22 protein-coding genes and 1 tRNA gene are annotated in these 25,481 nt (G+C 69.5%); 12 read left to right on the forward strand and 11 right to left on the reverse strand.

Translation table 11 applies throughout. The features are described from left to right. Positions 1–101 precede the first annotated feature (101 nt). Both IT371_02355 and IT371_02360 read right to left on the reverse strand, forming a co-directional pair. Positions 102–1,877, reverse strand: coding sequence for a response regulator (locus IT371_02355; protein ID MCC6746469.1), 1,776 nt, complete (start codon positions 1,875–1,877; stop codon positions 102–104). Positions 1,878–2,070: 193 nt separating this feature from the next. Beyond that, the gene (locus tag IT371_02360) at positions 2,071–2,277 is read right to left on the reverse strand and encodes a TIGR04563 family protein (protein MCC6746470.1); all 207 of its coding nucleotides are present in this window, start codon (positions 2,275–2,277) and stop codon (positions 2,071–2,073) included. A 224-nt stretch (positions 2,278–2,501) separates the two neighbouring features. Here IT371_02360 and IT371_02365 point away from each other — a divergent pair, with 224 nt between their 5' ends. Continuing rightward, a complete protein-coding gene (locus IT371_02365) occupies positions 2,502–3,122 on the forward strand; it encodes a helix-turn-helix transcriptional regulator (GenBank protein ID MCC6746471.1) in 621 nt (206 codons plus the stop codon). Here the strand turns inward: IT371_02365 and IT371_02370 are convergent. Next, positions 3,112–4,758: an acetolactate synthase gene (locus IT371_02370; GenBank protein ID MCC6746472.1), complete on the reverse strand. Its 1,647-nt coding sequence runs from the start codon at positions 4,756–4,758 to the stop codon at positions 3,112–3,114. The genes IT371_02365 and IT371_02370 overlap by 11 nt on opposite strands. 108 nt (positions 4,759–4,866) lie before the next feature. Here IT371_02370 and queD point away from each other — a divergent pair, with 108 nt between their 5' ends. From queD to IT371_02390, 4 genes are all read left to right on the forward strand, one after another. Beyond that, the gene (queD, locus tag IT371_02375; protein ID MCC6746473.1) at positions 4,867–5,223 is read left to right on the forward strand and encodes a 6-carboxytetrahydropterin synthase QueD; all 357 of its coding nucleotides are present in this window, start codon (positions 4,867–4,869) and stop codon (positions 5,221–5,223) included. Next, the gene (locus IT371_02380) at positions 5,223–6,035 is read left to right on the forward strand and encodes an endonuclease/exonuclease/phosphatase family protein (protein ID MCC6746474.1); all 813 of its coding nucleotides are present in this window, start codon (positions 5,223–5,225) and stop codon (positions 6,033–6,035) included. The genes queD and IT371_02380 overlap by 1 nt, the downstream gene beginning before the upstream one ends. Before the next feature lie 116 nt (positions 6,036–6,151). Next, positions 6,152–7,066 carry a hypothetical protein gene (locus IT371_02385; protein MCC6746475.1) on the forward strand — a complete coding sequence of 305 codons (915 nt, stop codon included), beginning with the start codon at positions 6,152–6,154 and terminating at the stop codon, positions 7,064–7,066. A gap of 77 nt (positions 7,067–7,143) precedes the next feature. Further along, a complete protein-coding gene (locus tag IT371_02390) occupies positions 7,144–8,085 on the forward strand; it encodes a hypothetical protein (GenBank protein ID MCC6746476.1) in 942 nt (313 codons plus the stop codon). A 49-nt stretch (positions 8,086–8,134) separates the two neighbouring features. On the opposite strand, the gene IT371_02395 is transcribed toward IT371_02390, so the two are convergent. The 3 genes from IT371_02395 to IT371_02405 form a co-directional block, all read right to left on the reverse strand. After that, entirely contained in the window at positions 8,135–9,568 is a 1,434-nt protein-coding gene (locus IT371_02395) for a hypothetical protein (protein ID MCC6746477.1), read from the reverse strand. A gap of 18 nt (positions 9,569–9,586) precedes the next feature. Then, the gene (locus IT371_02400; GenBank protein ID MCC6746478.1) at positions 9,587–10,435 is read right to left on the reverse strand and encodes a hypothetical protein; all 849 of its coding nucleotides are present in this window, start codon (positions 10,433–10,435) and stop codon (positions 9,587–9,589) included. A 164-nt stretch (positions 10,436–10,599) separates the two neighbouring features. After that, the gene (locus tag IT371_02405; GenBank protein MCC6746479.1) at positions 10,600–11,211 is read right to left on the reverse strand and encodes a hypothetical protein; all 612 of its coding nucleotides are present in this window, start codon (positions 11,209–11,211) and stop codon (positions 10,600–10,602) included. A gap of 146 nt (positions 11,212–11,357) precedes the next feature. On the opposite strand from IT371_02405, the gene IT371_02410 reads away from it, so the two are divergent. Then, positions 11,358–12,551 carry an aminopeptidase P family protein gene (locus IT371_02410; protein ID MCC6746480.1) on the forward strand — a complete coding sequence of 398 codons (1,194 nt, stop codon included), beginning with the start codon at positions 11,358–11,360 and terminating at the stop codon, positions 12,549–12,551. Positions 12,552–12,555: 4 nt separating this feature from the next. On the opposite strand, the gene IT371_02415 is transcribed toward IT371_02410, so the two are convergent. After that, positions 12,556–13,185 carry an AAA family ATPase gene (locus tag IT371_02415; GenBank protein MCC6746481.1) on the reverse strand — a complete coding sequence of 210 codons (630 nt, stop codon included), beginning with the start codon at positions 13,183–13,185 and terminating at the stop codon, positions 12,556–12,558. Between the two features lie 100 nt (positions 13,186–13,285). On the opposite strand from IT371_02415, the gene IT371_02420 reads away from it, so the two are divergent. Next, positions 13,286–16,069 carry an ERAP1-like C-terminal domain-containing protein gene (locus tag IT371_02420; protein MCC6746482.1) on the forward strand — a complete coding sequence of 928 codons (2,784 nt, stop codon included), beginning with the start codon at positions 13,286–13,288 and terminating at the stop codon, positions 16,067–16,069. Positions 16,070–16,072: 3 nt separating this feature from the next. On the opposite strand, the gene IT371_02425 is transcribed toward IT371_02420, so the two are convergent. Further along, positions 16,073–16,144 (reverse strand) — tRNA-Val (locus tag IT371_02425). Between the two features lie 63 nt (positions 16,145–16,207). Between IT371_02425 and IT371_02430 the strand changes: the two genes are divergently transcribed. Together IT371_02430 and IT371_02435 are read left to right on the forward strand one after the other, a co-directional pair. After that, a complete protein-coding gene (locus IT371_02430; GenBank protein MCC6746483.1) occupies positions 16,208–17,605 on the forward strand; it encodes a short-chain fatty acid transporter in 1,398 nt (465 codons plus the stop codon). 42 nt (positions 17,606–17,647) lie between these two features. Further along, a complete protein-coding gene (locus IT371_02435) occupies positions 17,648–18,031 on the forward strand; it encodes a RidA family protein (GenBank protein ID MCC6746484.1) in 384 nt (127 codons plus the stop codon). Between the two features lie 20 nt (positions 18,032–18,051). On the opposite strand, the gene IT371_02440 is transcribed toward IT371_02435, so the two are convergent. Further along, a complete protein-coding gene (locus IT371_02440) occupies positions 18,052–18,525 on the reverse strand; it encodes a YbjN domain-containing protein (protein ID MCC6746485.1) in 474 nt (157 codons plus the stop codon). A 45-nt stretch (positions 18,526–18,570) separates the two neighbouring features. Further along, positions 18,571–18,762, reverse strand: a complete 192-nt coding sequence (locus IT371_02445) for a 50S ribosomal protein L28 (GenBank protein MCC6746486.1) — start codon at positions 18,760–18,762, stop codon at positions 18,571–18,573. 120 nt (positions 18,763–18,882) lie between these two features. On the opposite strand from IT371_02445, the gene IT371_02450 reads away from it, so the two are divergent. Next, complete coding sequence (locus IT371_02450) at positions 18,883–21,213, forward strand: carboxypeptidase regulatory-like domain-containing protein (protein ID MCC6746487.1); 2,331 nt, start codon at positions 18,883–18,885, stop codon at positions 21,211–21,213. Positions 21,214–21,243: 30 nt separating this feature from the next. On the opposite strand, the gene IT371_02455 is transcribed toward IT371_02450, so the two are convergent. Continuing rightward, a complete protein-coding gene (locus IT371_02455) occupies positions 21,244–22,620 on the reverse strand; it encodes a serine/threonine protein kinase (GenBank protein MCC6746488.1) in 1,377 nt (458 codons plus the stop codon). A gap of 125 nt (positions 22,621–22,745) precedes the next feature. Between IT371_02455 and IT371_02460 the strand changes: the two genes are divergently transcribed. Beyond that, a complete protein-coding gene (locus IT371_02460) occupies positions 22,746–23,228 on the forward strand; it encodes a hypothetical protein (GenBank protein MCC6746489.1) in 483 nt (160 codons plus the stop codon). Further along, a complete protein-coding gene (locus IT371_02465) occupies positions 23,225–25,474 on the forward strand; it encodes a serine protein kinase PrkA (protein ID MCC6746490.1) in 2,250 nt (749 codons plus the stop codon). The genes IT371_02460 and IT371_02465 overlap by 4 nt, the downstream gene beginning before the upstream one ends. The last annotated feature ends 7 nt before the right edge of the window (positions 25,475–25,481 follow it).

Here is a 25,481-nt window from a genome sequence, read left to right on the forward strand (position 1 = left end):
AGGGCGTTCGAGCGGAGGGACCCTAGCACAGGCTGCGGGTCCCGTCAGCGGTCTCTCCGGGCGTGCCGCGTGCGTTGGATGCCTCGGTTGCCGGGTACGGCCTAGCCCTGCTGCGCGCGCCGCGCGCCGGGGCGCTGGGCGACGATGTTCTTCACCTTGGCCACGACGAGCTCGGGGGCGTACGGCTTGACGATGTAGTCGAGGGCGCCGAGCTCGAAGCCCCGGTTGACGTCCTCCGCATCGGCGCACTCGGAAACGAAGATGAGTGGTATCTGGCGGGTGCGCGCGTCGGCCTGCATGCGCTTGAGGAAGTCGAAGCCATCCACGGGGTCGAGCCGAACCTCGGAGAGAATGAGGTCGATAGGGCTCGCCAGGATCTCGCGCGCCGCCTCGGCCGTCGTCTGGACCACCCGCACATCGTGTCCGGCGCCCACCAGCTTCAGCTCCAGCAGTGCCGTCGATTCCATGTCCCGGTCCACGACGAGGACCCGCGGGCGCTGCCCCACCGCCACGCCTTCGGCCGCGTCTCCCGTGAGAACCTCGGCGAGCCGGTCCACCGCGTACTGGTCGAGAACTCGTCGCTCGGCTGCGTCGCGCAACCGTGCGAGGGCCTGCAGCGGGTCGGTCACGCGCCCTCCGGGGGCGCGCGGGTTGGCCAGGAGATCGCAGTAGGCGTTCGACACCGCGAGCAAGCGAGCTCCGAGGGGAATGCCGCGCCCTGCCAGCTTTCCAGGGATGCCCCGACCGTCGGGGCGCTCGTGCTGCGCCACCAGGATGCTGGTCGTGGTGGCCGGGAGATGGATTCCCTCGAGCAGCTTCAGCGGGTCGACGCCGGCGCGAGGGGCGGGCTCGGCGGAGGGGGCCGCGGAGGCCGTGGAGAGGGCCGATAGATGCGGGTCGGTCGGGCGCCCCACGTCGTGGAGGTAGGCGGCCAGCTGCAGGCTGAAGAACTGCTCCTTGGGCAGCGTCGTTCTCTCCGCCAGGAGCTGGACGAGACGGGCGACCTCGGCCGAGTGCCCCTGGCGCCACCCGTGCCCCATCTCGAGCACATTCACCAGGACGGCGACCGTGCGGACGAAGGCCTCGGGGCGCAGACGCTCGTCGTCGTCGAGCGCGAGCTGCCGTTCTCCGAGAGGTGTCGCATCGGGACCTGCTAGCTGGTCGAGCACCCCCATTCCGTCGGCCGGCGGGACGAGCGTTCCCGCGACTGCCGACGACGGGCGCTTCGAGCGCGATGCGTCCTTGTCGTTCGGGGATGCCGTTGCGTCCGTCGGCGCCGGAGGGGCGCCCACCGCGCTCACCTCTCCGGTCGGTAGGCGGTCCAGGTCGGCCGGGGCACCCGCGCCGCTGCCGAGATCGATCACGCGTTGGTCGTAGATGTTGAGCAGCTGGCCGTAGTGGGCGCCGAGAGCCTGCTCCATGCGCGCGAAGGCGTGGATGTCACCCTTGTAGAAGCGCCGGATCGCCGCTTCGATGGCGTGGCGCAGGGCGACGTGAGCTCGAACCTCCTGGGCCATCGACGCGCGGCGGACGGCCTCGAGCACGCGCGGATCGCCCGGGTCGGGCGTGACGATGCTGAGAACCAGTCGCTCCTTGTCGCACCGCACGGGGAGCACGTGGAGCTGCTCGCACAGCTCCGCCGGCAACAGGTCAAGCACCCACTGCGGAACGGTGGCGGAGCCGAGCTTCTCCGTCGAGACGTAGCGGGTCTGGAACTGCAGTCCGAGGAACTTGAGCAGGTCGGTCTCGCTGATCGCACCCGTGCTCAGCAAGCCGAAGGCGAGATCCTCGGGGGAGGCGAGGTGCGCCGCTCGATACTGCTCGTCGGTCACGAGGCCCGCGGCGTGGAGCTGCTCGGCGAGCCGGCGGTCGTCCATGCTTCACCCAACCCCGTCTCTATGCTGGCGAGGCGGCTTCAGTGTAGTCGCGTGTGTCGTGGTATGCAAAGGAGGCCATCCCCGGCCGGAGCTCTGCCGGGCGGAGACCTCCCGCGACAAAGCAAGCGACGAGGGCGGTCGTTCCGAACCCTGCTGGGCTCAGCGGACGGGACCTCGAGCCTCGAGCGGTCAATCAGTCGCCGTGCTCTTCCTTCTCATCCTCGGCGCCGGGGAATTCGTTGACCGACGGGTACTTCATGATCTCCTTGCGGGCGATCTTCCAGGCCTTCTGCACGATCCAGGACAACGACCGGTCCTGGCGGTTTGCCTCTTCCTGGATCTCCTTCAGCATCTCCTCGGGAAAGTACAGGCTCTGTTTCCTCTTGTCCGATCCAGCCATGATGCGCTTGCCCTCGAGCTTGGGTGGCCAGGTGAGTCCTGGTTCGTTACGTGTGCGAAATTGTAAGCGTCTGTCAGCGGGGGTGTCAAGTTGAGCCCACACGGCATGCGTCGGCCTGACTCTCGTCGCAGAGAAAGCCGGGCCCGGGGAAGGGCGTTGAACGCCGCCTTCGGCGCGTGGTAAGAGCGGCGTCCGTGGCGGATCCCCCCGACGAAGATGGGCGCGTGACGCGGGCTCAGCGCCGTCGGCAGGAGAGCCGTTCCCGGCTGATGAGCGCCAGCCGCAAGGTCTTCAGCGAGCTGGGCTACCACGCCGCTTCGGTGGCCGACATCCTGTCGGCCGCCGGGATGGCTCGGGGAACCTTCTACCTATACTTCCCGAGCAAGCGGGCCGTCTTCGAAGCGTTGCTCGACGAGATGTTCGTGCACATCGCACAGGCCGTCCGTCGCGTGAGCACCGAGGTTGGTGCCGAACCGCCGCTCGAGCAGATGTACTGGAACGTCCGGCGACTCGTTGACGCCGTCGAGACGCACCGCGAGCTCACGGTCATCTTGCTTCGCGAGGCGGGGGGCATCGACGCGGACTTCGATCGGAAGCTGGACCGGTTCTACGACCGCATCTGCGCGCTCATCCAGAGCGGTCTCGTCGACGGGCAGGCGCGGGGGCTCGTGCGTCGGTGCGACGTACGCCTGGTGTCCTATCTCGTGCTGGGCAGTCTCAAGGAGGCCATGCTGCGGTTTCTGGCCGCCGAGCAGCCGATGGATCGTGAGGAGCTGGTTCGCGAGATCCTGACCTACGTCTTGCACGGCATCTTCACGGGACCTGCCGACGCGGCTACACGCTGACGGCGTAGCGGCGAAAGTCGCTCTGTCCCATCTTCACGTTCACGAGCGCTGGCTTGTCGGCGGCAAACGCGCGCTCGAGCGCCGGCCGCAGCTGATTCGGGCGCTCCACGTATTCTCCGTGGCCTCCGAGCCCCTCCACGACCTTGTCGTACCGCGTGTAGCTGAGGCGGGTGGCGGGCGTGCGGGTCGGTCCATAGATCATGCTCTGGCCGCGATAGATCTGCGTCCAGCAGGCGTCGTTTCCGACGATGCCGACCACCTTGATCCCCTGGCGCGCCATGGCCTCGAACTCCATGCCGTTCAGACCGAAGGAGCCGTCCCCGAACATGATCACGACCTGATGTTCGGGTAGGGCGAGCTTCGCCGCCATCGCATAGCCGGGTCCGACACCGAGCGTACCGAGTGGCCCGGGGTCCATCCAGCTTCCAGGACCCTCCACATCGAGGACGTAGGCCGCGGTCGCCACGAAGTCCCCGCCGTCGCCAACGACGATCGTCTTCGGATCGACGAAGTGGTTCACCTCGGCGCAGAGCCGCAGCGGGTTGATGGGATCGCTCTCCTGCGCGCACTCCGCGCGGATCTTGGCGACGAGCTCCGACTCGATGCCCTGCACCTCGCCGAGCCACGCGGACCAGCCCGGGCAGCCGTCGAGGGCGCCCGCCAGCTGCCCGAGGACGTGCCCGGTGTCCCCGACGATGCCCACGTCGACCTTCCGGTTGCGCCCGATCTCGGCGCCGTCGAGGTCGACCTGGATCACCTTCGCCGTGGGCGGGATCTTGTCCCCATACCCCAGGCGGAAGTCGAGCGGCGTGCCGAAGACGATCACGCAGTCCGAGCGGCTGAGCGCCTTCGAGCGCGCGTGTTTGAGGTAGCACCGGTGGTCGGGCGGGAGGGCCCCGCGGGCCAGACCGTTGAGAAAGGCAGGCATCGGGACGGCGTCGAGAAACCGCGCCAGCGCCTGCGGGTGCTTCGACCAGCGCCACTGGCTGCCGACGATCAGCAGCGGGTGTTCGGCGCCGCGGATGAGCGCGCTCGCGCGTTCCACATGCTCCGGGTCGCCCATGGGCCGCGCTTCCGTCCGGTAGCCTTCGTAGGCCACGGCCTCGGCGTCCTCGCAACCGCCCATCAGCACGTCGAGCGGCATCTCCAGGAAGACGGGCCCCGGGACCCCGCTCGTCGCCACGCGGAAGGCCGTCTGGACGTACTCGCCGAGGCGCCGCGTCTCGGGCACGGAGACGGACCACTTGCTCACCGCGCGCAGCAGCTCCACGTGGTTCATGTCCTGGAGCCCACCGCGGTCCTGCCCGCCGAGCGGCCCGAGGAGGCGGGCACCCTGGCCGCCGACGAGGACCATCGGTATCTGCGCGCGCTGCGCGTTGGCGACCGCCGTGACGGCGTCCGTGACCCCGGGTCCCGCGGTCACGGCGGCGACTCCCGGGCGCCCGGTCACGCGCGCCCAGCCGTCGGCAGCGTGAGCGGCGGACTGCTCGTGGCGGAAGTCCACCACGCGAATCCCCTCGTCGAGGCAGCCATCGTAGATCGCCTGAATGTGTCCGCCGCACAGCGTGAAAAGGTGGCTGACGCCTTCCGCTCTCAACGCGCGCGCGACGACGCGTCCACCATGAAGCCTTGCCATCGATCCTTCTCCGTGCACGATCCCGCGCGAAAGGTAATGAGGTTTCGGGCGACGTCAAGGTGAAAGCAGTTGCCGCGCCGCGCCCTTCGCGATAAACGAGGCCCCGCCGTGAGACTCATCCGTAAATTCCGTCTCGAATGCGCCCATCGCCTTCCGCGGCTGCCCGAGGGGCACAAGTGCTGGAGGCTGCACGGGCATTCGTACGTCGTGGAGGTCACTGTCGAGGGGCCCGTCGATCCGGTGGAGGGCTGGGTGATGGACTTCGACAGGATGGACGGAGCCTTCGCCGCGGTGCACGAGGCGCTGGACCACAGGTACCTGAACGAGGTGCCGGGCCTCGCGAATCCCACGTCCGAGAACCTCGCGCGCTGGATCTGGGAGCGCCTGCGGGAGGACCTGCCGCTCGTGGAGGTGCGCGTGGACGAAACCTGCGACGCGGCGTGCGTCTACCGGGGAGGGGAGTAGTGCGCGTCCTCACCTTGAATCTGTGGCAGGAGCAGGGGCCGTGGGCCGAGCGGCTCGACCTCGTGGCCGAACGACTGCCGTCTCTCGACGCGGACGTGATCTGCCTGCAAGAGGTGCGGCACGTGCCGGGACGCGTGCCGAACCAGGCCGAGACGCTCGCCGCGAAGCTGGGCTACGCGTGCGCATTCGAGCCGGCGCAGCCCTGGGGGGGGGGCGACGAAGGGCTCGCGATCCTCAGCCGTCACCCGATCGTGGAGCGCCGCTGCTGCGACCTGCCGAGGCCTCCTCACCGAGAGAGACGGATCTGTCTCGGCGCAGCCATCGCGTGCCCCGAGGCGCTGACGTGGGTCTTCACGACGCACCTCACCTTTCGCCTCGAGGACGGGGCGATCCGCGAGCAGCAGGTTCGTGCGGTGGACACCTTCGTGCGCTCCCGCGGTGACGCCGCGCAGACGGTGGCGGTGCTGGCCGGGGATTTCAACGCGACGCCGGAGGCGGACGAGATGCGCTACCTGCGCGGGCTCACGTCCATCGAGGGCGAGCGAACCTACTATCAGGATGCGTTCGCGCTCTGCAACCCGGGGGTGGAGAAGGCTACCTGGGCCAAGGAAAACCCGTATACCGCGCAACTCGGGTGGCTCGCGCCGGGACGACGGCTGGACTACGTCTTCGTCACGCCCGAGCGAGCGAACGGCGCTGGCCGGATCCTCGGCAGTCAGGTGGTGCTCGACGCGCCGGACGCGCGAGGCGTGTGGTGCTCGGATCACTACGGTGTTCTGGCCGACCTTCAGGTGAACCCATCTCGCACCTGACCGCCGAGGTGGGATACTGTGCGTCGATTTCTCACCCGTTTCAGCCGTTTATCTGCTTGCAACGGCAACAGAAGGCGCGCTAGCTTCGGCACGACCGGACAACGGGAGGTGTATGTATGCAGACGAATCCCAGGATCCGCTCAGACGAGACTCTGCCGCCGCCGGCCAGCGTGAGCTTGCCGCCGCCGCTGCCGAAGCGGGCGGACACTGAGCAGGAGTTCGATCGGGCGCTAGGTAGCGTGGTGCGGCGGCTGTCCACCATTGTGCCTCGATTGGAAGAAGACCTCGCGCCGCCGCTGGTGCTCGTTCCTCCGCAGCAGGCGATGGGGAGCGCGCCCACGGCGGGCATCCCGCTCCCCATGATGACGGGGGCCTCGACCAAGCCCTTGGTCGAGACTGCGCAGGGTGGCTTCAAACCCTGGGTTTGGGTCCTCTCCGGGGCGGTCGCCATGGTCGTGGGCGGGGCGGTGACCTATGCGATCATGGCCGGACCACGGACGGGCGCCGCGGCGTCGGGCGCGGTTGCCGGGGGCGATCCCGGCCCGGTGTCGAGCGCGTCGACCGGAGCTGGTGCGGCCGCCGTGCTGAAGGGGGCGGCGGTCGCCGCGCCCCAGGCCCAGCCGGCGCGCCCCGAGGCGAAGGAGGCTTTGCGGGTCGAGCCGATCAAGGACGAGGCTGCCGCGACGGTGGGGAAGGGCGCTAGCCCGGCCGCCGTCCGTGGGGCCTCCGCCGAAGCCGCGTCGGCCGCGTCCGCGGAGGCGTCGGCACGTGTCCGGCACGAGGGGGTTCGCGTGGAGCCTCTGGCAGTGGAGGCCGGCGCGGAGGCGGCCAAGCCAGTGCAGGGCGAGCCTCGCCGCGCGGCGGTGGCGGCCTCCCCCAAACCGAGCCGCAAGCCGGCACGGCTCTCCTCGCCGCGAGGCAAGGCGCCGAAGATGGCACGGGCCAGCAAGGCTCGCCGTGCAGCCGCGAAGCCCGTAGCCGCTGAGGGGAAAGCGTCGGGGGGCAGCGAGTGGGACGATCCGTATCAGTGATCGCCCGAGCGGTAGCTCCAGTCCTTCGCGCGTCCTCTCGCGGCGTGCGCACACCTTCGAGCTCGACGAGGCGTCTGATGAGAAGCAGCATTCTGTGGGCGACGCTGATCGCCGTGTTGGTGCCGTTTGGCGCGCGGGTAGCCCTTGCCGACGATGAGGCGACGGCCCGCGAGGCCTTCCGCAAGGGGCGTGATCATTTTCAGGCGGGACGCTACGAGAAGGCTGCGGAGGAGCTGAATCGCGCGTATGCGCTGAAGCCGCACCCGGCCCTCTTGCGGTACCTCGGGCAGACCTACCAGAAGCTCGACAAGCCTCGTCAGGCCGTGGACCACTACAAGCGGTACCTCAAGGAGGCGCCGCAGGCGCCCGACAAGGCGAAGATCGAGGCCAAGGTTCGGGAGCTCGAGATGGCGCTCGGCGCAGAGGAGGACAAGCCGGGAGCGGCGGCGCCAGCTCCGGCCCCGGCGCCGTTGCCGGTCGCACCGTCCCCGTCGCGTCCGGCGGCAGGGGGCAAGGCCCAGTCCCCTGACCTGATGCCCACGGGAGAGGACCGCGAGGTGCCGGATGCGATCAAGGCGCAGCGCCGCGCAGCGGACGAGGCGGCGCGCGGCGAAGGGCACGCCGGTCCTGGCGCCGTCTTCACCTGGCTCAAGTGGATTTCGACAGGCGTGGCGGTGACGGGATTGACGCTGGGGATCGTCTTCAACCGGATGGCGGCTGGCAAGGCGTCGGATCTGGAGGCCGCCGTGGCGGTCCAGAATCCCGACCTGGCGCACCCGAAGGTGCCGTACCGTCCCGAGCACCACGACCTGCAGGAGAGCTTCAAGCAGAACCGCACCACGTCGATCGCGTTCTTCGTGACGGGCGGGGTCGCCGCTGCGGCTGCCATCACGTTCTTCATCGTGGACGCCACGCGGGGCAAGGCGGAGGCGCCCTCTACGCCGCAAGGACGGGGAGTCTCCTTCGCCCCCATCCTGGCCCCCGGAGCCTACGGCGTCGCCGGGCAGATGTCCTTCTAGCGAGACCGCCCCCACCCGAGGGCCGTTCCCCCCTACGACGAACTCGCGCTCACGGATTGGTCATGCATCGGAGGTTCCGGTGCGTTAGCCGATACCGCGAGCCCTCCCGGTGGCGGTACACGATCTCGAAGAGGGCGGTGGTGCCCGCGGTGCCGCCGGATACGAGAGCTACGCGCTCCGCGCGGTTCGCAGGGTCCAGGTGGGCGAGGAGGGGCGCTTCCCAGGGATCTCCGACGCTGCGCCGGCCGCTGACCACGACGGCCCCGTCCCCGCCGCGCACGTAGGCGATGACCTGGGACTGCCCCTGGGTCACCAGCGTAGGACGCTGCGCGCCTTGGCTGGGGGTCGGGCCGGGGAATTCCACCGGCGCGGCGGTTCCGGCCGCGGGCTGAAACGCCAGGAGGGTGTTCGACGCCTTGTCGTCCCACACGGGGAACACGAGCTGAGCCGCCTGCAAGCCCTGATGGCCAGCTCGAAGCGCCAACCCAATGCCCTGATGGTCGAGCGGAACCTTGTCCACGACGGCCAGGCGCCGGGAGCCGGCCCAGTTGCCGTTCATCGGTCGGAGGTCGTAGTACACGGCCCCGCCGGCTGGGGCCGGGCCGGTGAACCCGAGATAGGCGACGTGTGCGGCGGGAGTGGCGCCGGCTTCGAGCGCGAGCGCCGCCATCGGGCCGAAGACCTTGACGCCCGCGGGCGTAGGAACGGGCTGACCACCTGACGGGTTCGGCGCGGGCTGGCCGGTGCGCGAGAACACCTGCAGCTTGAGGCCCGGCATCATCGTCGTCGAGCCCGGCGCGCTCGGCACCTGCGACTGATAGAGCGCCCCGACCTCGTCCTTGTTGCCGGCCGAGTGGAGGGTGACGAACGCGCCGGAACCCGGCGCGCCGTCCAGGTCGTGGAACATCTTGGTGGCCGAGAAGAAGACCCGCGCGTTCCGCTGGTTCGCGCCGTCCTGGAAGCCCACGACTACGGATCCCCTGTTCGACGACACGGACATGAAATTCCCCGCCGCGGCGCCAAAGGCGATCGGGGCCTGCCACTGCCCCTTGTTCGTGACGGCCATGGAGAGCGCGGCGGGGGTGCCGGCCGTGCCGTAGACGACGACCACCTGCCCGTTGGGCTCGTCGTACCCGAGTCCGAAGGCGGGCTCGCCGCCTTGAACGTAGTCGGGCGTGACGAGCGCCGTGGCTCCGAGGGTGCACCGCGGCGGAGCGGCGCCGTCCCCCACACCTCGGTCGGGCGCGCGCTGATCCGAACCGGCGCCGTCGCGTTTCATTCCATCCACGGCAGCGCCGTCGGTCTTGGGCGGCGCGCTGCCCTTCACGCAGGTCTTCTGTGCCGAGCAGACGTAGCCCTCAGGGCAGGTGCCGTCGGAGCACTTGAAGCCGCCCGTGCCGGAGAGGTCCGGTTTGTAGCAGGACCAGGGCCCGCCGGCGAACAGCAGAGTCACGAGGAGCAAGGGTGCGGCTGGGCTACGCATGATGGCCCTCCGGGCGCGCTAGAAGGAGAGGCTGCTCGCTACCCCGAACGCGTCGGGGCCGAGCAGCGGAGCGAGGCTGACGGAGCGGCTGGTGGCCCTCGGGCTCAGCAGGAGGAGTGTTACTCCGCCGGCGGCTGCGAGGGCACCGACGATCACGGTGCCGATCATTGCCGACTGGAGGCGCTTGCCGTCCTGCTCGATGGGCTGAATAGCGGACCATTCGTAGCGACCGATGCGGTAGGCGTCCTCGACGGTGCTCGCCTTGCTCTTCGATGCCAGACCGAGGCCGATGCCCGTTCCCACGAGCGCGACGCCCGCGCCGGCGAGCGCCCATCCGGTCCACCACATCCACCGGCTCGGTCGTTCCGCCGGTCCGCTCGGTGGGGCCTCGGGCTGCCCCGGCGTCGAGGGGACCGGCGCCGACGGATCCGGGGTCGGCCCAGCAGTGGGATCAGCCTTTGGAGGCGTCGGCTCCGGTTGGGGCCGCGGCGTGGGACCCGCCTTCGGCGAGGCCTTCTCCTGTGCCTCGAGTCGCGAGCGGAGATTGGCCACCCGGGCCTTCAGGTTCGCGTCCTCCTGCCCCGTTTCGGCGAGGTACTTCTCGTACTGGGTTATTGCGTCCTTCAGCTGGCCGAGAGACTCGTGACACTTGCCGATGTTGTAGAGGAGGGCCGGCTTCTTGCTCAGCCGGTACGCTTCCTTGAACTCGGTGAGGGCTCGGTCGTAGGCCGCCTGGTCGTAATAGATGCGCCCGAGCTCGAAGTGCTTCTTGGCGAGCTCGAGATCCGAGGGCGTCGGATTCGCGTGAGCCTGGCCGACGAGCGCGAGCAGCGCGGCAGACACCAGGAGCAGAGAGGGACGAGCCATGATCCGCGAGACCTCCACGCTAGTACCTTAAGCGGCGAATATGATGAGGCGATGGTAACGCACCGCCGCCAGCGACGCAATTGTGGCGGCTGCGGCGTGGCGGTGGTCGGAACGTCGTGCGACGGCGAGTCGGTGCTGCGGCGGAGGTGAGGCGCAGCGGCCCGCTAGCCCTGGCCGGGGAGCTCGCGAAGCGCCCGTTCCGCCGCCTTCGCTGCCTCGCGGATGTTCTCCTCGGATCCTCCGAGCCAGACGCGCCCGTTGGCACCGAACGAGAGAAACTCAAGGACGTTGATGGCGGCCGCCTTCTCGGCTTCGTTGGTGGCGATTGCCGCGTATCCCGCGGGCTGCACCTCGAGGATGTACAGCGCCTCGTTCTCCCCGATCATGTTGCCGTGCCGCATGCGGTTGATGAGCTGTGACTGGTAGCCCTCGAGGCCCGTGATGATCTCGCTCGACACGATCTTCGGCTTGAGGCGCTGCTCCTCGGTGAGTCCGAGGTGTTCGAGGATCGCTCGGCCGGCCTCGCGGACCTGCCCCTGATCGAAGTGGTGAAGTTCCAGCAGGCCGTAGGCGCGCTCGACGATCAACATGCCGGGGATGGCCTGGGTCCGTTTGAGGGCCACGTCGGTCAGCGCGTTGATGGCAATGCCCGGGGCGATTTCGACGAACAGGGCCGCTTGGTTCTCAAGCGGCTGGAAGCCGGGACACACCGTTTGCATGAAGCCGGTGAACTGCGGTTGCAGGATGTCGATGTAGCTGAAGGTTCGCAGCTGCATGGGCCGGAGCGCTCCGCCGAGGAAGAATGGCTCTGTAGCAGGCTCGCGGCGAGACTGTCAATGCGTGGAGAGGGTTGCGCGTCGCCCTCTGGCGCCGGACGGTGCCGACGTTGACCGACGGGGAGGGCGCGGTATGCTCCCGGGCCATGGTGCTGATCGAATCGGTGGGCGCGGTGCAGGAACGGCTCCGGAGGGCGGGGCTGGATGGTTGGCTCTTGTACGACTTCGCCGGGTCGAACCCGACGGCGCGGCACGCGCTCGGGCTCGACGCGCTCATGCTCAGTCGACGGCTCTTCTATCTGATCCCGGCGGAGGGGGTGCCCACGGTGCTCTGCCACCGAATCGACAGCGGCGCGCTTCCCCCGCTGCCCGGCAAGCACCTCACCTACACCGGCTGGCGCGATCTGTCCGCCCACCTCGAGCGCCTGATTCGCGGCGGGGTTCGCAGGGTAGCGATGGAGTACTTCCCCGACGGGGCGATCCCCTCCCTGTCGCGGATCGACGCCGGGACGCTCGAGTGGCTTCGCCGGCTCGGGCTGGAGGTGCTCCCTTCGGCCGAGCTCGTCCAGCACTTCCTCTGCCGGCTCTCCCCGGCGCAGGCGGAGGCGCACCGTCAGGTCGCCACCGAGCTGGACCGGATCAAGGGCCTGGCCGTGGGCCTGGTGCGCGAGCGCATCGCCGCCGACCGCCCGGTGACGGAGTTCGAGCTGCAGCAGTTCCTGATGCAGAGGTTCGCGGCCGAAGGCCTGGTGACGGACTATCCGCCGACGGTAGCGGTCGGTCGGAACGCGGCCGATCCGCACTACCTCCCGTCCCAGGACCGGCCGACTCCCGTGGGGCCGGATCAGGTGGTGCTGCTGGACCTGCTGGCCCGCCACGACCGCCCCGTTTGTGCGTACGCCGACCTGACGTGGACGATCTACACCGGGGCGTCTCCTCCGTCGGCCGTGACGGAGGTTTTCGGGATCGTCGTTCGCGCCCGGGACGCTGGGCTGCGCTTCATCACGGAGCGCTACGACCGGGCCACGGGCCTCGGACCCCTCGGCTGGGAGGTAGACCGGGCCATCCGAGAGGTGGTGGACGGGGCCGGGTACGGACCCTGTTTCCCCCATCGCAGCGGCCACAACATCGGCGACCTGCACGGCCATGGCGACGGAGCGAACATCGACGACCTCGAGACGCACGATACGCGGTGCCTCGAGGAGGGCCTCTGCTTTTCCTTGAAGCCGGCCATCTACCTCGACGATTTCGGCGTTCGTTCCGAGGTCAACGTCTACCTCGGGAAGGGGGGACCGGAGCTCGGTGCTCGGCCGCAGAGCGAGCTCCTCTGCCTCTGCTGAGGATCTAGGAGGGGCGTACCGAGGCGAGGACGAGCTGCCGGCTTCGATCCACGTCGCTTTGGGAGATCTCCTCTGCCCGCCCGAGGACGAACTCGACGGCGCGCACGCGCTCCTGCATGTTGGGGGTGTCGATGGGCAGGTAGCGCACGCGGTGCTGTTCGAGCATCAGCTTGATCATGCCGTCGATGCGCACGACGCTGTCCCACTCCACCGACGCGCGAACGCCGTCGTGGCGGAGCATGCAGGGATCGGGGCGCAGAAAGAACACGATGCCGCCACCGACCCAGTCCATGTAGGAGCGCAGGCGATCGGAGGACATGAGGTCGGCGAGGACGGTAGCGTGTTCGGCGGTGTAGGCCAGGTTGTCGAACGCCCGGTCCGAGACGAACCCGCCCACCTGTAGCCGCTCGACCTCGATCTGTCGCTCGAAGACGCGCGTCTGATAGCGATTCACGAGCTCGATGTCCGTGCGCAGCGCCTCGAGCGTCGTCTCCAGCTCGGCGAGGACGGCCCGCGCGACCTCGGTGATCATGGGCAAGCCGTAGGCCTGACTGACCCACCGGGTCATCGTGGTCTTGCCCGTGGCGTGACTACCGACGAAGTAGATGCGCGGGGGATCCGAGGTGCGGGACATCCTTGCGAAGTAGCGGATCGCGCGCGGCGTGTCAACGCGAGGAGGGGATCTTGTCGATCTCGCGCGGCAAAGCTATGGTGCGCGCCTCATGCGATGCGCGATGCGAGTCGGGATCCTCGCCCTGGCGGCTGGCTCGCTGGCCTGCGGCCGACCCCCGGGAGCGCCGAACGGCGTCGCGCCTTCAACCACCGCGCTCGCGAGTCCCTCGCCCGCGTCGCTCGCGCGGCCGGCCCCGGGAAGGCTACCGCGCGACGTGGTCCCGGCTCGCTATCGGGTGCACTGGCGGATCGACCCGCGCGAGGAGTCGTTCACCGGTGAGGTCGCCATCGACGTGCGCGTGATGGCGGGGACGGATCGGATCCACCTTCACGCGCGGGAGCTCGCCCTGGACGGCGTCGTCGAGCAGGGCGGCCGGCGGCAACAGGTGCTCGTCGAGGCGGCCCAGGATCCCCGGGCGGAGCCCGCGGCGGGGGAGCGGATGCTGCGCCTCGCCGCTCCGCTCCGGACGGGGACCGCGCGGATCCAGCTCCGCTTCCGGGGGCGCTTCGATCGTCGGCTCGCGGGACTCTACCGAGCGCGCTCCGGATCCCGCTGGTTCGCCTACACGCAGTTCGAGGCGGCGGACGCGCGCAAGGCTTTTCCCTGCTTCGACGAGCCGGGCTTCAAGGTGCCCTTCGAGGTCACGGTGAGCGTGCCGCGGGGGATGACCGCCGTGAGCAACACGGCCGAGGCGTCGCGTCGGACGCGCGGCTCCTGGGACGAGATCGCGTTCGCTCCCTCGCGCCCCATGCCGACCTACCTGGTCGCGTTCGTGGCAGGGGAGCTCGAGCTCGTCGCGGGCCCGGCGGGACCGGTGCCGATCCGCGGTGTCGTGCCTCCGGGACGTGGGGCCGAGGTGGTCATCGGACTCGGCATGGCCCGCGAGCTCCTGCCTCGCCTCGAGGCGTATTTCGGGCTGCCGTACCCTTACGGAAAGCTGGATCTCGCGTTCCTGGTGGAATTCGCCTCCGGCGCCATGGAGAACCCGGGGCTCGTCACCTTCCGGGAAGAGGCGCTGCTCGTGGATCCACGGGCCACCTCGGTGGCGCGGCTCCGTCGAGTGGCCGGGACGATCGCGCACGAGCTCGCGCACCAATGGTTCGGGAATCTGGTGACCTTGGCCTGGTGGGATGACCTCTGGCTCAACGAGGCGTTCGCGACCTGGATGGGCGTGCGAACGGTCGAGGCGTGGCGGCCGTCCTATCGAGCGGCCGACGAGTTTCTCGAGTGGCGCGGCTGGGTCTTCGACACGGACACCCTCGCCGCCGCGCGCCCCGTGCGTCAGACGATACGCAGCGTCGTAGAGGCCGAGGGTGCCTTCGACGGCATCACCTACGGCAAGGGAGCGGCGGTGCTCGGCATGCTCGAGCAGTGGCTCGGGAGCGGCACCTTTCAGCGGGCCGTTCAGGGGTACATGTGCCGGCACATGTGGGAGAACGCGACGGCGAAGGATCTCTTTGCGGCGCTGGATCGGGAATCGGGTCGAGAGGTCGGTGCGGTGGCGAGCAGCTTCCTCGATCGTCCCGGGGTCCCGGAGGTCAACGCGACCCTGCGTTGCGAAAAGGGCAGAGCCGAGGTGCGGCTCGAACAGCGCCGACATCGGCCGCTCGGGGCGTGGATCCCGGAGGGCTTCCCGGGGGGCGAGCCATGGAAGATCCCCGTGTGCGTGATGTACCCGGCCGGGGAGCGCTTGACCACGCAGTGCGTGCTGCTCGACCGGGCCGTGTCCGTCGTGCCGCTGAAGGAGGCCCGCGCCTGTCCGGCGTGGATCCACCCCAATGCCGGCGAGAAGGGCTACTACCGCTGGGGGCTCGCGGAGGGGGCGCTCGTCGCGCTGGCGCGGCACGGGCGCCGGTTCCTGAGCCCCGCCCTGCGGGGGAGCATCCTGAATCACGCGGCGGCCATGGTGTCGGCCGGGAGCCTTCGACCGGCGGCGCTGCTGGACACCGTCGCCGCCTTCGAAGGCGACTCGGCGCGGGCCGTGGTCGAAGAGCAGCTCGGGGTGTTGCGTCGCATTCGCGAGCGGTATCGAGACGGGGGCCCGGATCCAGCGTATGCGGCCTATGTGCGACGGGTGCTCGAAGCGCAGGGCAGGCGGCTGGGCCTCGCTCCCCGGCGCGGGGAGAGTGAGGACGACGCGATCCTGCGACCCGCCGTGCTGCGTGCGCTGGCACGCGACGGTCGCTCGGCGTGGGTCCTCGACGGTGTTCGGGCGATGGCGCAGGGCCACCTGCGCGGCGCCAGGCCGTTGCCGCCCGACCTGCTTCCCATGGTCCTCGAGGTCGCGGCGGCCGAGGGACACCTGCCCCTCGAGGAGTTGACGCGGCGCCTGGGTGTTGCCGTCTCCTCCACCGAGCGGGCGGCGGTCCTGGGCGCGCTCGGCAGCCTGCCGCAGGGGAGCGCCCTGGATCAGGCGCTCTCGCTGGTGCTCACCGACCAGGTAAAGGTGCAGGATATGTGGTATCTGCTCTCGCCGCCCTTCGAGCGGGCGGAAAGCCGCTCGCAGGCCATGCGTTTCGTGCAGAGAAATCTACGTGGGCTCGTGGGGCGGTTGCCGGCGTTCGGAGGACGCTCGGCGGCGCGTCTCCCGGGTGTCGTGGGCTACCTGTGTTCCGAGGCGGACAGCGCGACCGCGGCGCGTTTCTTCCGGACGCAGGCGGTGCCGGGCAGCGAGCGGATCCTCCGGCAGGGCCTCGAACGTTCGGCGCAGTGTGCGGCGCAGAGGGCTTGGGGGAGGGCGGCCGTGAAGGCCTACCTGGAGCGTCTGGCGAGCCTGGAGCCCTCGCCGCGCCCATCCGAAAAAGGAAACGCCGGGCCAACCGACCCGGCGCACCGTGATCCTTAGGAGTGGGCGCAGCAGGATTTGAACCTGCGACTTCCACCGTGTGAGGATGGCACTCTCCCGCTGAGTTATGCGCCCAACGCGGAGCAGGCTATTAGCATGCGCTAGGCGGCAATGCAACCCCTTCGGGGCTCGCGCGACATGGGCGCGGGGGCGGCGTCGGCAGGCGGAAGCGAATGGTATAGTCGCGCCGTGATTGCCCGGCTGGCTCTCTTCTTCACGCGGCTCGCCTCCCGGTGGGTCCCGAGCGCCTTCACGATCGCTGTCCTGCTCACCGTCCTGGCTTTCGTGCTCGGGATCGCCTGGGGGGAGGCCTCACCGCTCGAGGTGACCCGGGCCTGGGGGGACGGGTTCTGGACCCTCCTCTCCTTCGGCATGCAGATGTGCCTGGTCGTGTTCTCGGGCTACGTCGTCGCGGTCGCGGCTCCTGTGCGGGCTCTCCTGGATCGCCTGGCGTCCATTCCACGCAGCGACACCGGCGCCGTGATGGCGCTCGCCCTCATCGCTATGGTGGTGGCTTGGATCCATTGGGGGATGGGCCTCATCGCGGGCGCCGTGCTCGTGGGCTTCATGGCGCGCCGGCACCCGGGAGCCGACTACCGCCTCCTCGTCGCCGTCTCGTACTTCGGCCTCGGCGCGACCTGGCACGCAGGCCTGAGCGGGTCCGTGCCCCTGCTCCTCGCTACGCCGCAGAACTTCATGATCCAGCAGGGGCTCCTCGACGAGGTGATCCCGATCCAACGCACCTTGCTGAGCCCCTTCAATCTCCTCTTCACAGCGGGGGTCACCCTGGCGCTCACGCTGCTCGCCGGTGCACTCCATCCGCGTCCCGAGGATCGGGTCCGCGCCGACGCCGAGGCCGCCGAGCGACTGGCCGCGTTCGATGCGCCCCCTCGCCCCGCGCGGCCTACGCCGGCCGAACGGCTGGAGCACTCGTTCCTGGTGAATGGGATCCTGGGGGCCCTCGGGCTCGCATGGCTGGTCCTGCATCTACGCGCCGGAGGAGGGCTCTCCGCGGTGAACCTGGACGTGGTGAACTTCGCCTTTCTCGCCCTCGGGATCCTGCTGCACGGACGACCGGCGGCGCTCGGGCACGCGGCGGTCAAGGCGAGCGAACCCCTTCACGGCATCGTGCTGCAGTTCCCGCTCTACGCGGGCATGTTCGGCATCATCAAGGGGACCGCCCTGGCGCAGAGGATCGCGAGAGCCTTCACGCGCGTGGCCAGTCGGCGCACACTGCCGCTGCTGACCTTCTGGTACTCGACGGTGCTCAACTACTTCGTTCCGTCGGGCGGATCCAAGTGGGCCATCGAAGCGCCCTACCTCCTGCGCGCGGCGCGGGAGCTCGACGTGCCCGTCGAGCGGTTGGCCATGGCCTACGCCTACGGGGACATGGGATCCAACCTGATCCAGCCCTTCTGGGCGATTCCGCTCCTTGCGGTGGCGCGTCTCGAGTTCAAGGATATTCTCGGCTACGAGTGCATCGCCTTTCTCGCGTACGCGGCGCTCGCCACCGGCGCGCTCCTCGTCGCGGGGTGACCCCTCTTACGGCCCGCCCTACGGGGAGGCCATGGAGCAGACATGAGCCGGCAGTCCATTCAAAGCCCCGCCGCTCCGGCGGCCATCGGCCCCTATTCCCAGGCCATCCGCTGCGGGAACCTGGTCTTCTGCTCGGGACAGATCCCCCTCGACCCCGTGACGGGGGAGCTCCTGAAGGGGACGCTGGAGCAGGAGGTGGGGCGCGTCATGCGGAATCTCGAGGCAGTGCTCGGCGCTGCCGGCAGCCGTCTCGCGCAGGTGGTGCGCACGACGATCTACCTCACGGACCTGGCCGACTTCGCCGCGGTGAACGCGGCCTACGCCACGTTCTTCGAAGGGACGCCGCCGGCACGCACCACGATTCAGGTGGCCGGTCTACCGAAGGGGGCGCGCGTCGAGATCGATGCCATCGCGGCCGTGGAGTGAGGCATCCCCCCGGGGGGCTTTCAACCGGCGTGCCGCTGGCCGCCGAACTCCGTCACGAGGGCATCGTCGTAGTGGTCCGCGTAGTACCCGATGCGAAGGACGATGTCCTTCACCTCCGACGGGTCGAGGTCCACCGTGGTTCGGTCGGCGGTCAGGACTACGGTCTCGCCCTTCAGGCCAAAGGCGACGCCCGAGAGCTCTGTGGCGTTCAGCTGAAGCAGCCGTCGAAGGAGACGGAGCTGCGCCGCGGTGTCGGCAGGAAGCGTGAGCACGGGCGAGACGACGCGCAGGTGGTTCCCCTCGTCGCCGGATGGTCCCTGGTGCAGGAAGATGAAGACCTCGGCGGAGCCCCTCATCAGGCCCCACGCCGGCTCGCCGGTTTCGGTCTGCAGTCGGTTGCCTTCCGGCGAGAGCCCGAGCTCGCTGATCACGGCCTCCACCATCTTGGTGGTGGCCCGAAGGTTCGAGCCCTGGGAGCTGCTAAACAAGCCCATGCTGAACCCTTGCTTGGTCAGGAGGCCCGCTCGGGGCGCGGCGTGCTACGCCGCCTTGGTGATCTTGCCGCTCCGGAGGCAGCGGGTGCAGACTCGAAGGTGCGTCGCGACTCCGGCGACGAGGGCGTGCACTCGCTGCAGGTTCGGCAGCTGCCGCCGCTTGGTCTTGATGTTCGAGTGGCTGACCTTGTTAATGACCTGTGGACCCTTGCTACAAACATCGCACTTATAAGACATGGCGTGTTCCCAGCTCGTCAACGATGTCCCAGGCGATCCAGCACGGATACGCCGGCGCACCACGCACCGGCTCGCTCTAGGAGTGGCCGTAGCTAACACAGCCGGAAGGATGTCGCAAGGATGATCCGCGGCTTGGGCCCGGTCGCGGTCGCGGTGGCGGCGTGCTCGGCCTGCACCGGGGCTGGAGGAGGCCCCGTGGGCTCGGTGCGGCCGAAGGGGGACGGGGGCGGCTTCGACGGGGCTCGCGCGGGCGCCGGGGGCGAGGCCCGGGGACGCGTCGAAGGGACCCTCTCCGGCGTGGCGGCGGGCGGACCAGCGCGCGTCTTCCTGGTCTCCGTGGCAGGGAACGGGTGCTCGGGGCTGGCTTCGGCTCCGGTCGGCGCGGGGGGGCGATTCCGGTTCGATGCTCTCTCCGCGAGCGCATACGTTCTGTGGGCGATGGCGCCCGGCGTGGGGGTGACACCGACGCTGGCGACGGTCGCGGCTGGGGCGACCTCTCGGGTGGGTCTTGGAATGAGGCCACTCTCGGCGGTGACGGGGCGGGTCCTCGGGGCGGGGGCGCGACCCCTCTTCGGGGCTACGGTACGCGTGCGGCCGACCGGGACCCTCGGCCTGCCGGCACTGCCGTGCCTGCCGCGCCTCGAGTCGACCACCGACCAGAGCGGGTGGTTTCGCATCCCCCAGGTCCCCGAAGGGCCGGTGGTGCTGGCCGCCACCGCGAAGGGGTATCGGGGCGTGGCGCGTCTGGCCGCAGTGCCGGCTGTCGGAACACCCGTCTTGCGGCTTCTGCCCCTCTTCTTCCTCTCTGGCCGGGTCCTCGGTCGCTCGGGGGCCGTGCGGGTGAGGGCGGACGGGCTCGGCGGCGAGAGTGCCGAGGCCTCGGTCGCCGCCGACGGGGTATTTCAGTTCAAGGAGCTGCCGGCGGGGCTCTACGACCTCCGGGCCCATACGGTGACTCCCCCGTGGCAGGCGAGCGCCCCGGCGGTGGGCGTCGAGGTGGGGCCGGGGTCGCACCGGGTGGTCGAGCTCCCTCTCCTCGAGGGGGAGCGCGTCACCGGCCGCGTCACGACCGGCGGTGGACCCGTCGCCGGCGCCCAGGTCGTGCTGGCGTCCCGCGCTCCGCAACTCTGGCGCGCTCGCGCCGTCACGGATCGCGCAGGCCGGTTCTCGCTGGAGCCCGTCGTGCGCGGGAGCTACCGGCTCGACGTGTGGGCCCCCGGGTTTCTGCCTCTGAGCGGCCACGCCGTCGAAGTTCCCTGCAAGGTGGACACCGACGTGACGCTTCGGACCGGCGCAGAGCTGTCCGGCCTCGTCGTGGACGGCGCGGGACGACCCGTGAAGAACGCTCTCCTTCGCGCGGTGCGGGACGAAGGTCGGGGGCAGGTGGCGCGCGCCCCGCGAGCTCCGCGCGCTGTCGGAGAGCTGGGCGTCGTTCCGGGGCCCGTTCCGCGCATCCCGCTCGGAGAGGTTGGCGTGCGCCTCCCGGAAGAGACCCCGGGGCTGCCGGCGTGGACTGCGATGAGCGCGGACTCGGGGGCCTTCGCGCTGCGTGGGTTGCCGCCCGGCAGGACGCGACTCGTGGTGGAGCACCCGGCGTTCGGCCACCAACACAGCGCGTGGGTCGTGCTGGCCGAAGGGGGGCGGTCCTATTTGCGCGTGGAGCTCACTCCGCCTCGGAGCGGCCGCGAACCCGTTGCGCCCACCCCGCCCGAGCCCGCAGCGCGGGTGACGGGGACGGTCTTGGATCCCCGGCGTCAGCCGGTTGCCGGCGCATTCGTCGCGGCCCGGCAGGGGGGGAAGCGCCAGCAGGCCCGAACCGGGACCGGCGGTCGGTTTTCCCTCGAGGGCCTCGGCGAGGGACGCGTGGAGCTGGAGGCCACGCATCCCCGTTACGGAGGTGCCCTCGGAAGCGCTGCCCCAGGCGAGGATGTGCAGCTCGAGCTCCTGCCCCTCGGCCGGCTCGACGGGCGCGTGGTGGACCATGGGTCTGGGGCGCTCCTTCGGCGCTTCCAGGTCGAGGTGCGCGGTCCACTCCTGCGGAAGACCGTAGCGGGCGACCACGGTCAGGTCGCTCTCCATCTCCCGCCGGGAACCTACCGGCTGCGCATCTCCGCGTCGGGCTACGGGACCGCCGTCGAGGAGGTGACGGTGCGTCACCCGGACCGCGAGGGTGTCACGCCCGAGCTGCGCGTGGCTCTCTCCCGGGCCGGGACGATCGTGGGCTCGGTGCGAGATGGCCGGGGTTTTCCGCTCCGCGGAGCGCGGGTCGTGGTGGGGGAGCTGTCCGGCACCACGCGTGGGGACGGGAGCTTCGTGGTTTCCGCGGTGCCGGAAGGCACCCACGTCGTGCGCGTGGCCTTGCCCGGGGGCGGCGAGCTCTCCTCGGAACCCGTTGTCGTGCGAGGCGGGCAGACGACGACCGCGGTTCGGCTCGAAGCACCCGTCCGCTAGCACGGGCGCGGCGCCGGGGTAGCCGGCGCGCTACCCGTCGCGGCGAATGATGCGCGTCGGCGCGTCGTGAAAGGAGGGGTCCCCCGGTGCCGGCGTCGGCACCGGATCCAGCGGCGGCCTGTCGGGCGGGAGCTGATTGGTGCGCACCTCCGTCGGACGCTGCCGCTCCTCCTCGTGCAGCGCACCCGGGCGCGGTCGGGCCTTCCGGCGATGGACCCGCTGGCCCCGTTCGGCGGGATCCAGGATCTGCGTCCGGAGCTCGTGCAGGTTCGCTCCCTCGGGGAGCCGCGTCTCGGGGGGGGGAACGCGGGGCAGGAGCTTGGTCTTGGCCTCGGGCAGCTCGTCCGGGCGTGGCGCCACGGGGGTGAAGCGCGTGTAGGGCGCTCCCTCGCCGAGCACCTCGGCGAGCAGGTTCTGACCCACCGCCACCGGATCGCCGCGTCCCACGACGTACTCCTCGAGTCGCCGAAGGTCCTCCTCTATGTCCGCCGCGAAGAGGTCCCGCACGAAGCGCCCGAGGCGGACGGGGCGGTAGGCGGGGGCGGCCTCCTTCAGATAGCCCCGGAGCGCCTGCCCGAACTCTTCCGCCGTCTGGTAGCGGCTGGACGGCGATCGAGCGAGGGCCTTGCGCAAGATCGGCTCGAGGGCCTGCGGCAGCTCCGGGTTGTACCGCCGCGGCGAAGTGAACTTCGCATCGCGGACCCGGAAGATGAGCTCCATCTCGTTGTCGGCCTGAAAGGGACATTGTTTGGTGACGAGCTCGTACAGGACCGAGCCGGCGCTGAAGACGTCGCTTCGACGGTCGAGCGGCTTGCCCAGGGCCTGCTCGGGACTCATGTAGCGCACCTTGCCCTTGATGACGCCGGTCCGGGTGCGGACGCGGTTCAGCGTGGCCTTCGCGATGCCGAAGTCACAGAGCTTCACCTGCCCCTGGTAGGAGACGATCACGTTCGATGGGCTGACGTCCCGATGCACGATGTCCAGCGGCACTCCGGCTCCGTCCCGTTTCTCGTGGGCGGAGTGCAGGGCATCCAGGACGCGAATCATGGCGTACGCGCAGTCCTCCGGCGGGAGCCAGCGTTCGTCGGAGCGGCAGCGGTCGATGAGCGACCGGAGATCCTTGCCGTCCACGTACTCCATGGCGATGAAGAACTCGTCCTCGGCACGGACGAACTCGTACACTCGCGCGATGTTCGCGTGCTCGAGGAGGATCGTGAGCTTGGCCTCGTCGACGAGCATTTGCAGGAAATCGTCGTCCTCCGCCAGATGCCGCAGAACGCGTTTGATGGCGACGAGGTGCTCGTTTCCCTTCGAGTCGAAGGTCTTCGCCCGGAAGATCTCCGCCATCCCGCCGAACGCGATGCGGTCCAGCAAGTGGTAGCGGCCCAGTTGTTGCGCCAGGTACATTGCGGTCCATGAAATGCTACCGTGGCGTCGCCAGTCGTGTAAACTGCGCACCCGACGCCGTCGTCACCGAGCCGTGTCGCTGTGGTAGACTCTGACGCCCGAGAATTCCATAGGAGATCACCCCCGTGAGGATATCCCCCGCACTGGTCCTGCTGGCGTTCGCCGCAGGCTGTGAGAAGACCAGCGCCTCGCCCTCCAGCGCCCCGGGAGCCGTGGCCGCGCCGGTTGTACCCGCTGGCGGCGGAGGGGCGAAGGAGACGGCCTCGGCGATGTACGAGGTGAAGCTGGACCCGCCGGCGGCAACGGCGGTGGGCCAGGCCGCAGTGGCCACGGTGCGGCTGCTCCCGAAGGGCGGCTATAAGGTGAACCTCGAGTATCCGATCAAACTCACGGTGACGGGTCCCGCCGCGGCGACGCCAGCGCGCCTCGAACTGGTCGGCAAGGATGCGGCGCGCTTCGACAAGACGGAGGCGCAGTTCAAGCCCAGCGTCAAGCTCGGCGCTGCGGGGGCGCATGCCTTCAAGGCCACGTTCAAGTTCAGCGTTTGCACGGACAAACAGTGCGAGTTGAAGAGCGAAGAGCTGCAATGGGTGGCGAAGGTTCAATGACCGACGGGACGCAAGCGCTAGATCGGCTGGAGGGTATCGGCAGGAGCGTGCAGGAGCACTTCGACGCGAACAAGCGCGTGCTGACCTTCGGCGAATACCTGACCCTTGCAGAGGCCGAGCCCACGCGACAGCTTCGCGGGGCGGCGCAGTACCTGCGAGATATGTTCGACCACTACGGTGTCGAGACGGTGCGCCACCCGCGCGGGCCGGTCACGCGCTACCGCCTCTTCGACGCCCCCTGGGACCACGGCGAGGGTCGCCTCATCGGCCAGGAGGAGGTGCAGGGGGCCATCTACCGCATCCTGCGCAACTTCGTGAGGCAGCGCCGCGTCGATCGCTTCATCCTGCTCCACGGGCCGAACGGCAGCGCGAAATCCACGATCGCCGAGATGTTGTCGAGGGCGATGGAGCACTACAGCACGGTCCCGGAGGGGGCTCTCTACCGGTTCAACTGGATCTTCCCCAGCCAGCGCGTCGTTCGCTCGGGGATCGGCTTCGGCGGCGTGCGCCGGCCCGTGGACGTGCGGGACAGCTACGCCCATCTCGAGGATGCTGCCGTCGACGCGAGACTCCACTGCGAGCTCCGGGATCACCCGTTCCTGCTCATCCCGAAGGAGCAGCGGCTACAGCTCTTCGAACAGTGGCTCGGGGGAGCGATCTCCAAGGACCGGGACGGTTTCGCCGTCTCGCAGTACCTCGTCAAGGGGAACCTCTGCCACAAGTGCAAGCTGATCTACGAGTCGCTGCTCAGCACCTACGAAGGGGACTACCTTCAGGTGCTTCGTCACGTGCAGGTGGAGCGGTTCTACGTCTCGCGGCGCTATCGAGTCGGGTCGGCGCGGGTCGAACCGCAGTTTGCCGTGGACGCGAGGACGCGGCAGATCACGGCCGACCGCAGCCTGGGGTCGCTGCCCACCGCCCTGCAGAGCGTGTCGCTCTTCGAACTCGACGGAGAGCTGGTACATGCCAACCGCGGCATCGTGGACTTCGCGGACCTGCTGAAGCGGCCGATCGAGGCGTACAAATACCTCCTCACGGCGGTCGAGGACAGCCGAGTGGCTCTCGACCAGTTCAATTTGTTCCTGGACCTGGTCTTCATCGGCAGCGCGAACGAAGGGCACCTGAACGCGTTCATGGAGAGCCCTGACTGGATGTCCTTCAAGGGGCGGATGGAGCTCGTCCGCGTGCCGTACCTGCTGGACTACACGCGCGAGCGACAGATCTACGAGGAACAGATTCGCGAGGGCCAGGTGGGCAAGCACATCGCTCCGCACGCCACGCTCGTCGCCTCGCTCTGGGCCGTGCTCACGCGTATGCGCCGGCCGGAGCTGTCGCACTACGAGTCGGACCTTCGGGATCTCGTGGCCAAGCTGACCCCGAAGGACAAGGCGGGCCTCTACGGTGAGGGGCTGTTGCCGGCCGGCCTGCGCGAGGAACTGGCCAAGACCCTCCGGGCGGGGATCCCGCAGGTCTACGCCGAGACGGATGCCGACGTGGTGTACGAGGGGAGCACGGGCGCGTCCCCGCGCGAGGTAAAGACCTTGATCATGAACGCCGCCCAGAACCCCGGCTACGGCTGCCTGTCGCCCGAAGCAGTGCTGCAGGAGATCGGGCGGCTGGTACAGGAGACCTCGGTCTACGACTTCCTGCGCGAGGAGGTCGAGGGGCATGGGTTCCACGACCACAAGGGGTTCCTCGAGGTGGCGCGGCAGGTGTACCTCGAGCAAGCCGACGACGAGCTGCGCTGGGCCATGGGCCTCGTCGAGGAGGCGAGCTACGCCGAGCTGTTCGGACGGTACGTGATGCAGGTGACGCACCACGTCCGCAAGGAGCAGCTGCGCAATCCGATGACGGGGCGCTTCGAGAACCCGGACGTCAAGTTCATGGTCGAGGTGGAGAAGGGACTCGGCGTGGCCGGCGACCTCGAGGAGTTTCGGCAGAACGTGATGACCAAGATCGGTGCCTGGTCCGTCGACCACCCGAAGGCGATGCCGGACTACGCGGTCATCTTCCCCGAGTACTTCTCCCGGCTGCGCGACGGCTACTACGAGCAGCAGCACAAGCGGGTGCGCAAGCTCCTGCACGACGCGCTGCTCGCGCTCTCCGACGAGGGCGCTTCACTCCCACCGGAGGACCGGGCGCTCGCCGACCAGACCATCGCTCGGCTGAAGGAACGCTACCGGTACTGCGAGGTCTGCGCGCGCGAGGTGGTCACGATGCTCATCCGTCGGCGCTACCTCGAATAGGCGTTTG

Source organism: Deltaproteobacteria bacterium (assembly GCA_020848905.1).
In the GTDB taxonomy this organism is placed as follows: domain Bacteria; phylum Myxococcota_A; class Polyangia.

Coding starts and splice junctions, on each gene's coding strand:
- IT371_02395 (MCC6746477.1), bottom strand. CDS start 9,568: ATGCGTAGCCCAGCCGCACCCTTGCTCCTCGTGACTCTGCTGTTCGCC.
- IT371_02370 (MCC6746472.1), bottom strand. CDS start 4,758: ATGGCAAGGCTTCATGGTGGACGCGTCGTCGCGCGCGCGTTGAGAGCG.
- IT371_02420 (MCC6746482.1), top strand. CDS start 13,286: ATGCGAGTCGGGATCCTCGCCCTGGCGGCTGGCTCGCTGGCCTGCGGC.
- IT371_02455 (MCC6746488.1), bottom strand. CDS start 22,620: ATGTACCTGGCGCAACAACTGGGCCGCTACCACTTGCTGGACCGCATC.
- IT371_02415 (MCC6746481.1), bottom strand. CDS start 13,185: ATGTCCCGCACCTCGGATCCCCCGCGCATCTACTTCGTCGGTAGTCAC.
- IT371_02400 (MCC6746478.1), bottom strand. CDS start 10,435: ATGGCTCGTCCCTCTCTGCTCCTGGTGTCTGCCGCGCTGCTCGCGCTC.
- IT371_02445 (MCC6746486.1), bottom strand. CDS start 18,762: ATGTCTTATAAGTGCGATGTTTGTAGCAAGGGTCCACAGGTCATTAAC.
- IT371_02360 (MCC6746470.1), bottom strand. CDS start 2,277: ATGGCTGGATCGGACAAGAGGAAACAGAGCCTGTACTTTCCCGAGGAG.
- IT371_02390 (MCC6746476.1), top strand. CDS start 7,144: ATGAGAAGCAGCATTCTGTGGGCGACGCTGATCGCCGTGTTGGTGCCG.
- IT371_02405 (MCC6746479.1), bottom strand. CDS start 11,211: ATGCAGCTGCGAACCTTCAGCTACATCGACATCCTGCAACCGCAGTTC.
- IT371_02355 (MCC6746469.1), bottom strand. CDS start 1,877: ATGGACGACCGCCGGCTCGCCGAGCAGCTCCACGCCGCGGGCCTCGTG.
- IT371_02440 (MCC6746485.1), bottom strand. CDS start 18,525: ATGGGCTTGTTTAGCAGCTCCCAGGGCTCGAACCTTCGGGCCACCACC.
- IT371_02435 (MCC6746484.1), top strand. CDS start 17,648: ATGAGCCGGCAGTCCATTCAAAGCCCCGCCGCTCCGGCGGCCATCGGC.
- IT371_02385 (MCC6746475.1), top strand. CDS start 6,152: ATGCAGACGAATCCCAGGATCCGCTCAGACGAGACTCTGCCGCCGCCG.
- IT371_02410 (MCC6746480.1), top strand. CDS start 11,358: ATGGTGCTGATCGAATCGGTGGGCGCGGTGCAGGAACGGCTCCGGAGG.
- IT371_02465 (MCC6746490.1), top strand. CDS start 23,225: ATGACCGACGGGACGCAAGCGCTAGATCGGCTGGAGGGTATCGGCAGG.
- IT371_02450 (MCC6746487.1), top strand. CDS start 18,883: ATGATCCGCGGCTTGGGCCCGGTCGCGGTCGCGGTGGCGGCGTGCTCG.
- IT371_02430 (MCC6746483.1), top strand. CDS start 16,208: ATGGGCGCGGGGGCGGCGTCGGCAGGCGGAAGCGAATGGTATAGTCGC.